The following is a 14,860-nucleotide window of genomic DNA, read 5'->3' on the forward strand; positions in this document are numbered from 1 at the left end:
CCGACTAGGCCAGGCCCAGCTTGTCGATGAAGCCGCTGACGCCCTTGACGTTCTCCACCAGGACACGGATGGCGCGGCGCTCCAGTTCGCTGGAGACAGTCCCCTCAAGCACGGCCCTGGAATCCTGAACTGTTACCTTGATCGCATCGGTGTCGAGACCAAGGTCGCCCTGCAGTCGCGCGCGAATGGCACGAGCGAGGGCATCGTCACCGCTTGCCGTTCTCGCGGTTGGTGCTGCAACGATGCCCTTGAGGAGATCGATACGGCTGACAATGCCGAGAAGGCGCTTGCCGCTGACGACGGGAACGCGCTTCACCTTGCGCTGGAACATCACTTCGGCGATAGCAGCCGCCGGCGTATCCGGTGTGACACTGATCACGCTCGCGGACATGACATCTGAAACCCGCCAACTGCGGCTGCGGATATAGTTGTCGAAATCGACGAGTGACGTTTCATCAGAGTTACCGGCAGATCTGCCGCCACCAAACTCGATCCGCCGCATGAGGTCGCCCTCCGTCAGCACGCCACAAAGATTGCCGTCATTGTCGATGACAGGCAGGCCACTGATGTCCTTGGCAACCATCAGGTCGATTGCCTGATGTATGCTGCTGTCGGCGCTGATCGTCGTGATGTCGGTGTTCATGATGTCTTGAGCAAACATGATAATCCCATTGCGCTCTGGAGGAAGTCGAATGGTGCCGATCTGATGCCCGGCGCAAACAGCGCACATATCGGTCGCCAAAAATATTGCGCAAATCCACCCGCAAGTCGATCAGTGATCGTGATCTTAATTTCAACCAGAGAGTTTAGTTCAATTGCGAGCGCAAGCAATTGCGGAGACGATCAGCTGAACGGGGTCAAAGCCCCCTGGAAGCGGCACCTCGCCTTGCTCCAATCGTCGGCCGGAATGTTCAGTAGTTGAAATGTTCAGTAGTTGATAGGCAAGGCCAGTACGGCGCGCTCAGCCGAGAATGTTCCTGATGGCTCGCATGAAAACCCGCGAACCGGTTGCAATCAGCTCATCGGGAAAGTCGTAATCCGGGTTATGCAGTCGCGGATGGTCCTCGCCTGCCCCGAGAAAGAACATCGCAGCGGGCGCCACGGTCCGGAACAGACCGAAATCTTCCGATGCTTTCATTGGCAGCAGACTGCTTGTCTCGTCGTGGCTGACACCTTCGTCACCCAGAGCGCGCAGCAACACCGCAACCGCTTCGGCGGAATTGTAGCACTGGTGGAACACGTCCTCGTAGCTGATCTCCACCTGCAACCGTCCGGCCTTTGCCTCGGTCAACACAAGTTGCTCGGCGCGTGAGACCAAAGCGGCCATCGCTTCATCAGTCAGCGTGCGTAAGGTCGCCCAGATTTGCGCCTCACCGGGACTTATGCCGAAAGCCGGCTCACCGAGACGCGCATGCGTGACCGTGACCAGCGAGTAATCCGGTCCGAGCGGCCGATTGTTGCCCAATGCCGTCAGATCGCCAAGCAGCCGGGCCAGCACAAAAGTCGGTGCGGTGCCCTGCTCCGGATAGGAAGCATGCGATGTCTTGCCCTTCAGAACGACCTTCATTCCCCGCGACGCACAATTAACAGGTCCCTCTTTCAGGAGGACGTGTCCAAGCGGGATGCCCGGAAAATTGTGGAGCGAGAGCGACATGTCGGGCGTCAGCGAGGCAAACTTCGGATCCGCGAGCACCGCCGCTGCGCCCGCGCCATTTTCCTCGGCTGGCTGGAACATCAGGACTACCCGCCCTCTCGCAGGCCGCCTCCGTCCGAGCCGCTTCGCGAGTGCCATGAGGATGGCCATATGGCCGTCATGGCCGCAGAGGTGGCCCCTGCCTGGTACGGTCGAGCGGTGCGGAATATCGCCGATTTCCTCGATCGGCAGGCCGTCAAGCTCCGCACGGATCATGATGGTTGGTCCTGAGGTTACCCCCTCGTAGACAGCAGCAACGCCGTATCCGCCGATGCCAGCAACGATCTGGTCGGGTCCGGTGGTACTCAGCACTTCCGTTACCCGCAATGCGGTTTTCGCCTCCTCCCCGGAGACTTCTGGATTGCGGTGAAGCTCTCGTCGAAACATCTTGATTTCGCTGAGCTCTCCATCCGTCAAAAACATCGTCGACATCCTCGGAATACAAGTGGCCTTACCACGTGAGGCTCGAACCTAGCCTGTCCGTTTTTCATAGTCGATGGAGAAGTTCGCTGCATAAGCTCCCGCTTTTCGGCAACGACACATTTGTATATGTAAGTTGATATTCACAGGGGAAGTTGATGGAAGCAGAAGACGTCGATCGGTACCGTGCTCCGGCACTGGACAAGGGGCTCGATATCCTTGAGCTTTTGGCCGGCGTCGAGGAAGGGCTGACCCAAGCGGAGATCGCCAAACGTCTCGATCGCAGCCCGAACGAGTTCTATCGCATGCTCGACCGCCTCGTCCGGCGTGGCTACGTCACCAAGCTCGAGGGCGATCGGTTCACCCTCACGCTTAAACTGTTCGGCCTGTCCCAGTTGCATGCGCCAACGCGCCGACTGGCATCCTTCGCAACACCACTGATGCGTGACCTCGCTCAGCGGACCAAGCAGGCAAACCACCTGGTCGTTTTTGATCGCGGTTCGGCAGTGGTGATCGCCCAGCATGAGGCGCCGGATTATTGGGGTATCTCGATCCGCGTCGGCTCGCATATGAGCCTTTTCGACACCGGTTCCGGCCACGTGCTTCTCGCCTTCCGAAGCGACGAAGAGCGGAAGATGATGATCGCGGAACATGCCCGAAGCCGTGAAGAAGTCATCCTCGGCCCGGCATTTTACGAGCGGCTCGCCCATATTCGCGAGCGCGGCTACGAAATGATGGCGAGCGCTCAAACAGCCGGCGTCCATAATCTCTCGGCGCCGATCCTTGGGCCGGACGGACGCTGCATTGCAGCCCTCACCTGCCCCTATATCGCCCTGGTCAATGCGCCGGACGCGCCTGACATCAGCCAGACGATCGCCATGGTGATGAAGACTGCGGGCGAGCTTTCGCTTTTGGCCGGCTCTGACGTCAGGACACCGGCGTGAGTTTGAAGGATATCCGTCCTGGCCGCTTACCGCTGTGCAGCCTCGAAGTGCCCGCCACCGCAATTTTCAACACGATCCCACACGGCTTTAAGGCCATTGTCAGCTAGCGGTCGCATTAGAAACCCTGGCGACGCTGCGCGACGCCCCCAAGCAAACCATCGGATGGCTGGGCATGCTGCCGAGAGGCAGGCACGCAGCAGGGAAGATGACGCGTGAACGTATTATTGGTTGAGGATAATGTCCTGTTGGGAGACGCCGTGCGCGATCATATCGCGGCCGACGGTCATTCCGTCGACTGGTGCCTCAACCTTGCGGAAGCGACAGAGGCGGCCGGGACCGGCAGCTACGGCGTAATCCTGCTCGACCTGCGACTGCCTGATGGCAACGGCCTTACTCTGCTAAAGGCGCTTAGACGACAAGCAAATGCCGTCCCCGTCATTATTCTGACAGCGTATGACCAGGCCTCGGATCAGATCGAGGGCCTGCAAAGTGGCGCAGACGATTTCCTGGTGAAGCCCTTCGGGCTTTCCGAGCTTTCCGAGCGCATGAAAGCGGCAAACCGCAAGCATTAAGACTGATTTGGCCGCCCCAGAAAGAGGCGGCCAGTACCAGCGGGAGGCTCTCAGCCGCTGCGGCAGCAGAGCCGTCGCCCAGTTAGCTCATCACGGGATACTTGCAACCTTATCCGTCTGCCGGCGGCACGCCGCGAAGACATCCAGATGCGGATCATACACTTTGGTCGCAACGTCCATGAGCCCAAGCACGCTGTGGAAGAGGTTGTCATGCGAGCGCTCCACGTCGGTCTGCTTGGCCATACAGCTCATATCGAAGCCGGCGGATTTAGCGAGTTCGTCGCCGACCCAGACAAGGAACGGCACATGCGTCTGCTGTGACGGCGCCACGATATAGGGCGCACCGTGCAGATAAATGCCGTTCTCGCCAAGCGACTCACCGTGATCCGATAGATAGATCGCCGAACCAGCAACTTTGTCAGCATGCTGTTTCAGCTTATCGATCACCGTCGAAACGATGTGGTCTGTATAGAGGATCGTGTTGTCGTAGGCGTTAGTAATCTCCTGAGGCGTGCAACTGCCAAAGTCATTGGCCCGACAGTCGGGAACGAAACGTCGGAACTCGTCGGGGTAGCGCGCGAAGTAGGCTGGCCCGTGGCTGCCGAGCTGGTGCAGCACCAGCACGCTGTCGCCCTTCACATGATCGAGCCAGTCATCGACCTTGTCGAGCAGAATAGCATCAAGGCATTCACCGTCCTTGCAGAAGCGCGGATCGGCAGACTGCGGCAACGAAGTGTAGGCAACGCGGTCGGTGACATGATAGCTGCCAGTGTCATTATCCAGCCACGATACGTCTACCTTGGCGTGGCTCAGCACGTCGAGAAGGTTCTCGGTCGCAAGGCCCTTGCGGTGCGTATAGGCAGTCCGCGGGTAGATGGAGAACATGCACGGGATCGAGATTGCCGTCGCCGTGCCGCAACTGCTCGTTTTCGGGAAATAGACGACATTCCGCTTTTCGAGTTCCGGATTGGTTTTCTGCGAATACCCTCCAAGAGAAAAATCATCGGCACGCGCCGTCTCGCCCGCAACGATGATCGTCACGCGCGGCTTGTTCAGACCCGCCCGGTTGACCCGATGGGCATCTGTGCCAACCGGCTCGGCAACGACGTGCGCATCCTCCTCTGATGAAACGGCAAAGCGAATGGTGCTGGTGATCGGCACAAAAGGGTTCAGCCGCTCGAGAATGTCCCGGTGCGCCCGCCCGACGCCAGCAAAGGCGCGATAGTCGCCGAACCCGACGACCACGAAGACTGCCAGACAAGCCACGATCACGCCGGTGTTGTGAGCAAGTTTTGACAGCAGCGGGCGATGCCGGATGCGCACCCACATAATAAGAACTGACGGCACTATGCCGGTGAGCAACATATGAAGCGCAAAGCGCGGCGTTATCAGATGCCCTGCCTCCGCGCCCGTCGACACTGCAGCGTTGCGGATCATTTCCTTGTCCACGACCACACCGAACTGATCGGCAAACCAGGAGCCGGCGGCGGCCGCGAGAACGAAGAGGATCAAAAACGGCTTGGTGACATACTTGGCCGAAAAGGCCGTAATAATTGCCATGCTGACCGCTGAAATACCGATCACAAAAAGTACAAATGACAGATGATCGGTCGCGAAATAGCCGTACGCGGTGCTCCAGAACGATCTATTTGTCACCAGAAGCAAGTAGAGAGTGGTAACAAGGCAAAGCGTCACGCTGCCGATTGCAGGCCGCCGTTCAATCAGGCGGACCTTGGTGGCACTATCTTTCAATTGGTCGTCTCCGCGTCCAGATCTTAGCGTCGACGGCGGCAGGATCGAATCATAGATAGTCCACGGCGTCGACAATATTTGCCAGCCATGGCCAGATTTTCTGACAGTCACCTGAATGCTTGGGGACGAAGCGTCCAAAGGACGCGTAGAGAAATCAATTCCAGCGACGGCCTCAGGCGTTCAGACCAACTGATTGCCGTATTGCGCGCCCGACAAGGTGCGTGACACCGCGTTACGCCAGCCAGCGATCTTTGTCTGTCGCTCCGCCTCCTCCATGGCAGGCTGGAACCGCCGGCTGCACGCCCATGCCTTTCCGAAATTCTCCTGATCGGGCCAGGCTCCCGCTCTGGAACCGGCAAGCCAGGCAGCGCCCAGTGCCGTTGTCTCGACGACAGCTGACCGGTCCACCGGGTTGCCGACAACGTCGGCTAGACGTTGCATCGTCCAGTCGGAACTCGCCATGCCACCATCGACGCGCAGGACCGTCTCGATGTGATGGCCGCCCCAATCCTTCCGCATCGCGATGAGGAGATCGAGCGTCTGGTAGGCGACGGATTCGAGAACGGCATGTGCCAACTCCGCCGGCCCGCTGTTTCTGGTCAAACCGAAGATCGCACCCCGCGCCTCCGGGTCCCAATAGGGAGCACCGAGGCCCGTAAAGGCGGGCACGACATACACCTGCTGATTGGGATCTGCTCGCGTCGCCAGGGCGCCGCTTTCCGACGCCTGTGAAATGAGGCCAAGACCGTCACGCAGCCACTGAACGGCCGCGCCGGCGATGAAAATCGACCCTTCCAGCGCATAGGTCGTTTTGCCAGCTAGCCGATAGGCAATGGTCGTAATCATGCGGTTGCTGGAGGTGACGCAATCCTGCCCCGTATTCAGCAGGGCGAAGCAGCCTGTCCCATAGGTTGATTTCATCATGCCCGGCTTGAAGCAGGCATTGCCGATCGTCGCCGCCTGCTGGTCGCCAGCAACCCCGAGGATCGGGACCGGCGCGCCGAAGATATCAGCATCGGTGACGCCGAAGTCGTCAGCGCAGTCCTTGACTTCAGGGAGCATGGACGCCGGGATACGGAGAAGCCCGAGCAGCTCTTCGTCCCAGCGACCCTCCGTTATGTTGAAAAGCAGCGTTCGCGATGCATTGGTGGCGTCCGTCGCGTGAACACGTCCACCAGTCAGATTGAAGATCAGCCAGCTGTCGACAGTGCCGAAACATACCTCGCCGGCCTCGGCGCGTTCCCGCAATCCACTGACGTTGTCGAGCAGCCAGCGGAGCTTCGTGCCCGAAAAGTAAGGATCGAGAAGAAGCCCGGTCTTCGCGCTGAACAACTTCTCATAGCCGTCCGCCTTCAGACTGTCACAGACTTCCGCGGTCCGCCTGTCCTGCCATACGATCGCCTTGTGAAGCGGCCTACCCGACTTGCGCTCCCAGACGACCGTCGTCTCTCGCTGGTTGGTGATGCCGATCGCGGCGATATCAGCCAGCGGAATGTCGGCATTCGTCAGCGCTTGCCGCGCCGTGCTGACCACGCTCGTCCAGATTTCATCCGGATCATGCTCGACCCAGCCCGGCTGCGGATAGAATTGCTTGATCTCCTCTTGTGCAGACGAGATCATCTTCATCCCGGCGTCGAAGACGATCGCACGTGATGACGTCGTGCCTTGGTCGATCGCGAGAATATGGCCGCTCATTGTCTTCTCCGGCGCAATAGTTCGCCTTGCCGCCGCAAACGCGCCGGCTCATACGATAGGTCATTTCTAAGGGTGGTTGGTGCCGGCGGCGACCTAGCGCCGCCGGCATTGCTATTGGTCGGGCCTCGTACCCGACCAAAGGCCGCTGATCACTTCGACTGCCAGCTCTTGACCAGTTCGTCGTAGTTGACGGTAACCGGCTTTTCCTTCTCGTTCTCGATCTTCAACTGGGGAGCGAGGTTGCCCTTGGCCACCGCGTCCTTGTTCCAGTATTCCAGATCATGCTCTTCGGCGAGCTTCGGACCGATATCGCCCTGAACCTTCGCACGCTCCAGGCGTTGCAGCACCTTTTCCTGCTCACCGCAAAGCGAGTCCATGGCTTCCTGCGCGGTCTTCGCGCCGGAAGACGCATCACCGATTGCCTGCCACCACAGCTGCGCGAGCTTCGGATAGTCAGGAACGTTCGTGCCAGTTGGTGTCCATTGGACGCGAGCCGGAGAGCGGTAGAACTCAATCAAACCGCCAAGCTTCGGAGCGCGTTCGGTGAAGCTCTTATCGCGAATGGTCGATTCGCGAATGAACGTCAGACCAACGTGGCTCTTCTTCACATCGACCGTCTTCGACGTGACGAACTGCGCGTAGAGCCATGCCGCCTTAGCGCGGTCGACGGGCGTCGACTTCATCAGCGTCCAGGAACCGGCGTCCTGGTAGCCGAGCTTCATGCCGTCCTTCCAGTAGACGCCGTGCGGGGATGGCGCGAAGCGCCATTTCGGCGTGCCATCGTCGTTGACCACCGGCAGGCCCTTCTTGACGAAGTCTGCGGTGAAGGCGGTATAGGTAAAGATCTGCTGCGCGACCTCACCCTGGGACGGAACGGGACCGGCCTCGGAGAAGGTCATGCCCTGCGCGGCCGCCGGCGCGTACGCCTTCAGCCAATCCAGATACTTCTGGATCGAATAGACCCCTGCCGGGCCGTTGGTGTCACCGCCGCGCGCGACGCACGAGCCGACCGGCCGCGAGTTCTCGTCGACCTTGATGCCCCACTCGTCGACCGGCTTGCCGTTCGGAATGCCCTTGTCGCCGTTACCTGCCATGGAGAGCCAGGCGTCGGTGAAGCGCCATCCAAGCGACGGGTCCTTCTTGCCGTAGTCCATATGGCCGTAGACCTTCTTGCCGCCGATCTCGCGGCCGGTGAAGAACTCGGCGATATCCTCATAGGCCGACCAGTTGACCGGAACGCCGAGATCGTAGCCGTACTTCGCCTTGAAGTCGGCCTTGTTCTTCTCGTCGTTGAACCAATCGTAACGGAACCAATAGAGGTTCGCGAACTGCTGGTCGGGCAGCTGGTAGAGCTTGCCATCCGGGGCGGTGGTGAAGGACTTGCCAATGAAGTCGTCAACGTCGAGGCCCGGGTTCGTAACGTCCTTGCCTTCGTTCGCCATCCAGTCAGTCAGCGAGCGAGCCTGCTGGTAGCGCCAATGCGTACCGATCAGATCCGAGTCGTTGATGTAGGCGTCGTAGATGTTCTCGCCCGACTGCATCTGCGTCTGCAGCTTCTCGACGACGTCGCCTTCGCCGATCAGGTCGTGGGTGATCTTGATGCCGGTGATTGCGGTAAACGCCGGCGCCAGCACCTTGGATTCGTATTCATGCGTGGTCAGCGTTTCGGAAACCACCTTGATGTCCATGCCGGCGAAAGGCTTCGCCGCATCAACGAACCATTGCATTTCCTTTTCCTGGTCGGCGCGGGAAAGCGTCGAGAGCTCACCGACTTCCTTGTCCAGGAAGGTTTTCGCCTCATCCATGCCGGCGTAGGCGGAGCCCGCCATGGCCAGCAACATGCCTGCTGTTGTCGCTAGTAAATGCTTTCGCATAGTATCCTCCCAGGGTTGCGATTGCAGTCGTCACGTTTCAGGCGGCCAGTACCCCCGGCCATCTGTCTTTTCCTACCGTCACACGTAGCGGAAGACGCCGATGGCGTAGACTACGGAGAGGGCAAGAGCCCACCACAGGTTAGGTCCGACAAGACCCAACCATGCGAGATGAATGAATGCTGCGCCGAGCAGCGATACGAAGAGCCGATCTCCTCGCGTGGTTTCGAACCTGAGGATTCCCACACGCGGCGAACCGCCCGGTGCGAAATACTCCCAGACGCTCATGCCAACCAAGAGCATGAAAATCGTCAGGAAAAACAGTGCAGTCGGCAGCGTCCACGCCATCCAGGAAAAGTTCATGAGTGGTCCTCCCTTGTCAGACGCGGCCGAGCGCGAAGCCCTTGGCGATGTAGTTGCGTACGAAGTAGATGACGAGCGCGCCGGGAATGATGGTCAGCACACCGGCAGCCGCCAGAACGCCCCAATCCATCCCTGCAGCGGAGACGGTGCGCGTCATGATCGCCGAAATCGGCTTTGCGGCAGTCGTCGTCAGTGTCCGTGCAAGCAGAAGTTCCACCCACGAGAACATGAAGCAGAAGAAGGCGGCGACACCGATGCCTGATGCGATCAGCGGCATGAAGATCTTCACGAAGAAACGCGGGAAGGAATAGCCGTCAATGTAGGCGGTTTCGTCGATCTCCTTTGGCACACCGGACATGAAGCCTTCCAGGATCCAGACCGCGAGCGGCACGTTGAACAGGCAGTGGGCGAGCGCCACCGCTATGTGCGTGTCGATGAGGCCAAAGGCTGAGTAAAGCTGGAAGAACGGCAACGCAAAGACCGCCGGCGGTGCCATTCTGTTCGTCAGCAGCCAGAAGAACAGATGCTTGTCGCCCAGAAACCGGTAGCGCGAGAAGGCGTAGGCCGCGGGCAGCGCCGCCAGTACCGAGATCACCGTATTCATGACGACATAGATGATCGAATTGATGTAGCCGTTGTACCAGGACGGATCCGTAAAGATCACACCATAGTTGCGCAGTGTCGGGTTCTGCGGCCAAAGCGAGAAGGTGCCGGTGATCTCGGCATTCTCCTTGAAGCTCATATTGATCAGCCAATAGATCGGCAGCAGCAGGAAGATGATGTAGATCGTCGAAACGACCCAGGAGAAGTTGCCCGCAGGCTTGTATTTCATTGTCTGAGCCATGGTCCTCTCCTTTCTCAGGCGTTTGCGTCGCTGCTGGTCATGACGGTGTAGAAGACCCACGACAGCAGCAGGATGATCAGGAAGTAGATGATCGACATTGCCGCTGCGGGACCGAGGTCGAACTGGCCGACGGCCATCTTCACAAGGTCGATCGACAGGAACGTGGTCGAGTTGCCGGGGCCGCCGCCGGTGACGACGAAAGGCTCGGTGTAGATCATGAAGCTGTCCATGAAGCGCAGCAGCACGGCGATGAGCAAGACGCGGTTCATTTTCGGCAGCTGAATGTAGCGGAAGACGGACCAGCGCGACGCGCCGTCGATCTTCGCCGCCTGATAGTAGGCGTCCGGGATCGAAACGAGGCCGGCATAGCAGAGCAGCACCACAAGGCTTGTCCAATGCCAGACGTCCATCACGATGATGGTGATCCATGCATCGAGGGGGTCGCGGACATAGTTGTAGTCAAACCCCATTGCCTCAAGCGTATGGCCGAGGAGGCCGATGTCGACACGACCGAAAACCTGCCAGATGGTCCCGACCACGTTCCATGGGATGAGCAGCGGCAGCGCCATCAGCACGAGGCAGACTGGCACGCCGAGACCCTTCTTCGGCATGTTGAGCGCGATGAAGATGCCGAGCGGGATCTGCAGCGCCAGAATGATCAGTGAGAAGGCAAGGTTCCGCTGCAGCGCCGCCCAGAAGCGGTCGGAATGAAGCGTCTGCACGAACCAGTCCGTACCCGCCCAGAAGAACTCGTTGTTCCCGAACGTATCCTGCACCGAGTAGTTCACAACGGTCATCAGCGGAATAACGGCTGAGAAGGCCACCAGCACCAGAACCGGCAGAACCAGAAACCAGGCTTTGTTGTTCCAGGTCTTTTCCATGCTCAGCCCTCCCTGCCGACGCGCCAGGAATTGGCGTAAATATTGATTGCAGCCGGATCGAAGGTCACCCGCGCATCGGCCGGGATTTCAAAGTCCTCCGTCACGACGATGGCAATCGGCTGCCCGGCAAACGTCGCCCGTATGATCTTCTGCCGACCGATGTCCTCCACCCTGTTGACGCTGACAGGCATTCCCTCGCGGCCGAGATTGACGAATTCCGGACGGATGCCGAGCTCGGTCTTGGCCCCGGCAGCCGTTTGCGGTGCATAGTCCAATGACAGTGTCTCGCTGCCGATGCGGACGGCATTGCCCTGCAACTGCACCGGCAGAACGTTCATGCCCGGTGAGCCGATGAAGTAGCCGACGAACGTGTGGCTCGGTCGCTCGAAAAGCTCTGCAGGCGTGCCGATCTGGACAATCTGCCCCTCGTACATGACGACGACCTTATCGGCGAAGGTCAGCGCCTCCGTCTGATCGTGGGTAACATAGACCATGGTGAAGCCGAACTGCTTGTGCAGGCGCTTCAACTGCGAACGCAACACCCACTTCATATGCGGGTCGATCACGGTCAGAGGCTCGTCGAACAGGATCGCGTTGACATCGTTGCGGACCAATCCGCGACCCAGCGAGATCTTCTGCTTCTGGTCGGCCGTCAGGCCCTGTGCCTTGCGTTTAGCCATCCCGCCGAGATCGATCATCTCAAGAATATCGCGAACGCGGCGATCGACTTCCGGCTCGGCAACACCGCGATTGCGCAGCGGAAAGGCCAGATTGTCGTAGACGGTCATGGTGTCGTAGATGACGGGGAACTGGAACACCTGCGCGATGTTGCGCGCCTGCGTGGAAAGATTCGTCACATCGTTTCCATCGAACAGGATGCGGCCATGCGATGGCTGCAGCAGGCCGGAAATGATGTTCAACAGTGTCGTCTTTCCGCAGCCGGATGGACCAAGAAGCGCGTAGGCGCCGCCGTCCCTCCATTCGTGATCGACTTCGCGAAGCGCGTAGTCGGCGTCAGACTTCGGATTCGGTCCGTAGGCGTGGCGGATGTGGTCGAGCGTGATGCGTGCCATGTCCTTCTCCCTTACGCCTTTGCGCCAGTTGCGATTGCGCGACCGTCGGTGCCAAAAGCCATGACGTGACGCGTGTCGAGATAGATATCGACCTCGGTATCCGGATCGATGTTGTGAATGCCGTGGGCGAGCATGACCCAGCGCACGCCATCGAAATCCAGGTGCACGAAGCTCTCGGAGCCGGTGATCTCCGAGATCTGCGTGCGAGCTTGCAGCCTCGCCGCGGTCGGGGTTTGCAATGAAAGACCGAGGTGATGCGGATGGAAGGCGATCGTCACGGGACCATCGACCATTCCGGCCAGGTGCGAGGGCACCGGCAACATGTCCGCACCCTGCCTCTGGAACGCTCCGCCAACCTTTACGACATCAATGAAATTGAGTGGCGGATCAGCAAAGGTCTTCGCCGTCACAAGGTCGAACGGATTTCGATAGACCGATATGGTCGGCCCGAACTGCGTCACACGTCCTTCTGAAAGCGTCGCCGTGTTGCCGCCGAGCAGAAGCGCTTCGGAAGGCTCTGTCGTGGCGTAGACGAAGATGGCGCCGGATTGCGCGAATATCCTAGGCAATTCAGCCCGCAGTTCCTCGCGCAGCTTGTAGTCAAGGTTGGCGAGCGGCTCATCCATCAGCACCAGGCTGGCATTCTTGACGAGGGCGCGAGCAAGCGCCGTGCGCTGCTGCTGACCACCTGAGAGATTGAGCGGCGTGCGGTCCAGATAGGGCGTGAGGCGCAAAAGATCGGCGGCTTTGCGCACTTCCCGGTCGATCGTCGCCGTATCCTTACCCGCAATGCGCATCGGCGAGGCGATGTTCTCGTACACTGTCAGGGCCGGATAGTTGATGAACTGCTGGTAGACCATCGCGACATTGCGCTTCTGCACCGGCATGCCAGTCACATCAACACCGTCAAAATGGACCGAACCGCTGGTCGGCCGATCGAGCCCGGCCATCAGCCGCATCAGCGACGTCTTGCCGGACAGCGTCGGCCCCAGCAGCACATTCAGCGTGCCTTTTTCAAACGCAAGATCGGTCGCGTGGATGTGATACTCCCCGCCCACCATCTTTGCAGCGTTCCGCAATTCAAGCATTCCGGTTCCCGTGCCTCCTCAACAGCGGGGACATTACTGCTTCAACCAGCCATTTGTGCCGGTCGCGCAGCCATGTACTCCTCCAACAGCGCAGCCTGTTCCTTGGTCAGACGCAGGCCGTCCTTCGTTCTTCGCCAGAGCACATCGTCCGCGCTTCTGGCCCATTCGTGATCGATGAGATAGCGAACTTCGACCTCATAGAGATCGCCGCCGAAATAGCGTCCAAGCTCCTCGGCGCTGGCCGCACGGCCAAGCAGGACTGATGCCTTTGTGCCGTATCGGCGCAACAGCCGCCGGGCGTGACGGTCGGCGAGGAACGGATAGCGACCCTTCAGCTTTCCGACTTCCGCCTCATAGCCGGTCGCAGCGAAATCCCCGCCCGGCAGATGACTCTTAGCTGTCCAAGGCGTGCCTTTGCCGCCGATCGCCGCGGCGATCTTTTCCAGCGCATGCTCGGATAGCCGCCGATAGGTCGTGAGTTTGCCACCAAAGACGTTGAGCAGCGGGGCATCCTTGCCCTCGCCTTCGATCTTCAGCACGTAGTCGCGGGTCGCCTCCTGCGCCTTGGAGGCGCCGTCGTCGAACAGCGGCCGCACGGCCGAATAAGTCCAGACGATATCTTCCGGCCGCACGGGTTCCTTGAAATACTCGCTCGCCGCGTTGCAGAGATAGGTCGTCTCTTCCTCGGATATCTTCACATCTTTCGGATCGGCCGAGTAGTCACGGTCGGTGGTACCGATCAGCGTGAAGTCCTGCTCGTAGGGAATGGCGAAAATGATGCGGTTATCCGGATTCTGGAAGAAATAGGCCCGCGGATCGTCGAACTTCTTCTTCACGATGATGTGGCTGCCCTGCACGAGCCGTACATGGTGGGCTTCGTTCTGCCCGAAAGCCGCACGAATGACATGATCGACCCATGGACCGGCGGCATTCACCAGCATTCGCGACTGAAAGCTGTTGGATTGCCCGCTAACAGTGTCGATCGTTTCGATCGACCACAAGCCGTTCTCGCGCAGCGCCGAAACGACCTTCGTCCTTGGCATGATTAGCGCGCCGCGGTCGGCGGCGTCCCGGGCGTTGAGAACGACCATACGCGCGTCGTCGACCCAGCCATCCGAATACTCGAAGGCCTTCGTGAAAAGTGCTTTCAATGGTTTGGCAGCCGGATCGCGGCGCATGTCGAGAACCGCGGTCGGCGGCAAAAGCTTGCGACCGCCGAGATGATCATAGAGAAACAGTCCAAGCCGGATGAGCCACGCCGGGCGGATGCCGCCCTTGTGATAGGGCAGCACGAACCGCATTGGCCATATGATGTGCGGCGCCATTGCCCAGAGCACTTCGCGCTCCATCAGCGATTCGCGCACCAGACGAAATTCGTAGTGCTCGAGATATCGCAAGCCACCATGGATGAGCTTGGTCGCGCCGGAGGACGTGCCGGACGCAAAGTCGTTCATCTCGGCAAGCGCAACCGAATAGCCGCGCCCAACCGCATCACGCGCGATCCCGCAGCCATTGATACCGCCGCCGATAATGAAAAGATCGTGAATCTGACGGCTCACGTTCCCCCTCCGAGCCAAAATATACCGCAACGCAACATGCCTGCGCATTTGCGAAAGTAAATGCAATTAAATCGAAGATTATTCGAATGTCAAACGAATGTTTTT

13 protein-coding genes are annotated in these 14,860 nt (G+C 59.4%); 2 read left to right on the top strand and 11 right to left on the bottom strand.

Annotated elements, in window-relative coordinates; translation table 11 throughout:
- Window positions 1-4: 4 nt before the first annotated feature.
- Both NBG89_RS08945 and NBG89_RS08950 read right to left on the bottom strand, forming a co-directional pair.
- Window positions 5-661, bottom strand: coding sequence for a CBS domain-containing protein (locus tag NBG89_RS08945; RefSeq protein WP_431322516.1), 657 nt, complete (start codon window positions 659-661; stop codon window positions 5-7).
- A gap of 300 nt (window positions 662-961) precedes the next feature.
- A complete protein-coding gene (locus tag NBG89_RS08950) occupies window positions 962-2,116 on the bottom strand; it encodes an amidohydrolase (protein WP_431322517.1) in 1,155 nt (384 codons plus the stop codon).
- Window positions 2,117-2,271: 155 nt separating this feature from the next.
- On the opposite strand from NBG89_RS08950, the gene NBG89_RS08955 reads away from it, so the two are divergent.
- On the top strand, window positions 2,272-3,057 hold the full coding sequence (locus NBG89_RS08955; RefSeq protein ID WP_431322518.1) for an IclR family transcriptional regulator: 786 nt from the start codon (window positions 2,272-2,274) through the stop codon (window positions 3,055-3,057).
- A 212-nt stretch (window positions 3,058-3,269) separates the two neighbouring features.
- Window positions 3,270-3,629, top strand: a complete 360-nt coding sequence (locus NBG89_RS08960) for a response regulator (RefSeq protein WP_088694418.1) — start codon at window positions 3,270-3,272, stop codon at window positions 3,627-3,629.
- A gap of 90 nt (window positions 3,630-3,719) precedes the next feature.
- On the opposite strand, the gene NBG89_RS08965 is transcribed toward NBG89_RS08960, so the two are convergent.
- The 9 genes from NBG89_RS08965 to glpD form a co-directional block, all read right to left on the bottom strand.
- The gene (locus tag NBG89_RS08965) at window positions 3,720-5,381 is read right to left on the bottom strand and encodes a phosphoethanolamine transferase (protein WP_431322519.1); all 1,662 of its coding nucleotides are present in this window, start codon (window positions 5,379-5,381) and stop codon (window positions 3,720-3,722) included.
- A gap of 180 nt (window positions 5,382-5,561) precedes the next feature.
- Window positions 5,562-7,076, bottom strand: a complete 1,515-nt coding sequence (glpK, locus tag NBG89_RS08970) for a glycerol kinase GlpK (protein ID WP_431322520.1) — start codon at window positions 7,074-7,076, stop codon at window positions 5,562-5,564.
- 149 nt (window positions 7,077-7,225) lie between these two features.
- Window positions 7,226-8,950, bottom strand: coding sequence for an ABC transporter substrate-binding protein (locus NBG89_RS08975; protein ID WP_088694421.1), 1,725 nt, complete (start codon window positions 8,948-8,950; stop codon window positions 7,226-7,228).
- Between the two features lie 78 nt (window positions 8,951-9,028).
- Entirely contained in the window at window positions 9,029-9,310 is a 282-nt protein-coding gene (locus NBG89_RS08980) for a DUF2160 domain-containing protein (protein ID WP_088694422.1), read from the bottom strand.
- Between the two features lie 16 nt (window positions 9,311-9,326).
- Window positions 9,327-10,154 carry a carbohydrate ABC transporter permease gene (locus tag NBG89_RS08985; protein WP_088694423.1) on the bottom strand — a complete coding sequence of 276 codons (828 nt, stop codon included), beginning with the start codon at window positions 10,152-10,154 and terminating at the stop codon, window positions 9,327-9,329.
- A 14-nt stretch (window positions 10,155-10,168) separates the two neighbouring features.
- Window positions 10,169-11,035 (bottom strand): carbohydrate ABC transporter permease, encoded by an 867-nt coding sequence (locus tag NBG89_RS08990; protein ID WP_088694424.1) that lies wholly within the window; start codon window positions 11,033-11,035, stop codon window positions 10,169-10,171.
- 2 nt (window positions 11,036-11,037) lie between these two features.
- A complete protein-coding gene (locus NBG89_RS08995) occupies window positions 11,038-12,108 on the bottom strand; it encodes an ABC transporter ATP-binding protein (protein ID WP_431322521.1) in 1,071 nt (356 codons plus the stop codon).
- A gap of 11 nt (window positions 12,109-12,119) precedes the next feature.
- Window positions 12,120-13,196, bottom strand: a complete 1,077-nt coding sequence (locus NBG89_RS09000) for an ABC transporter ATP-binding protein (RefSeq protein WP_431322522.1) — start codon at window positions 13,194-13,196, stop codon at window positions 12,120-12,122.
- 41 nt (window positions 13,197-13,237) lie between these two features.
- Window positions 13,238-14,755: a glycerol-3-phosphate dehydrogenase gene (gene glpD, locus NBG89_RS09005; RefSeq protein WP_431322523.1), complete on the bottom strand. Its 1,518-nt coding sequence runs from the start codon at window positions 14,753-14,755 to the stop codon at window positions 13,238-13,240.
- Between the last annotated feature and the right edge of the window lie 105 nt (window positions 14,756-14,860).

This window comes from Rhizobium sp. YTU87027, from assembly GCF_050644135.1.
Classification (GTDB): domain Bacteria; phylum Pseudomonadota; class Alphaproteobacteria; order Rhizobiales; family Rhizobiaceae; genus Rhizobium.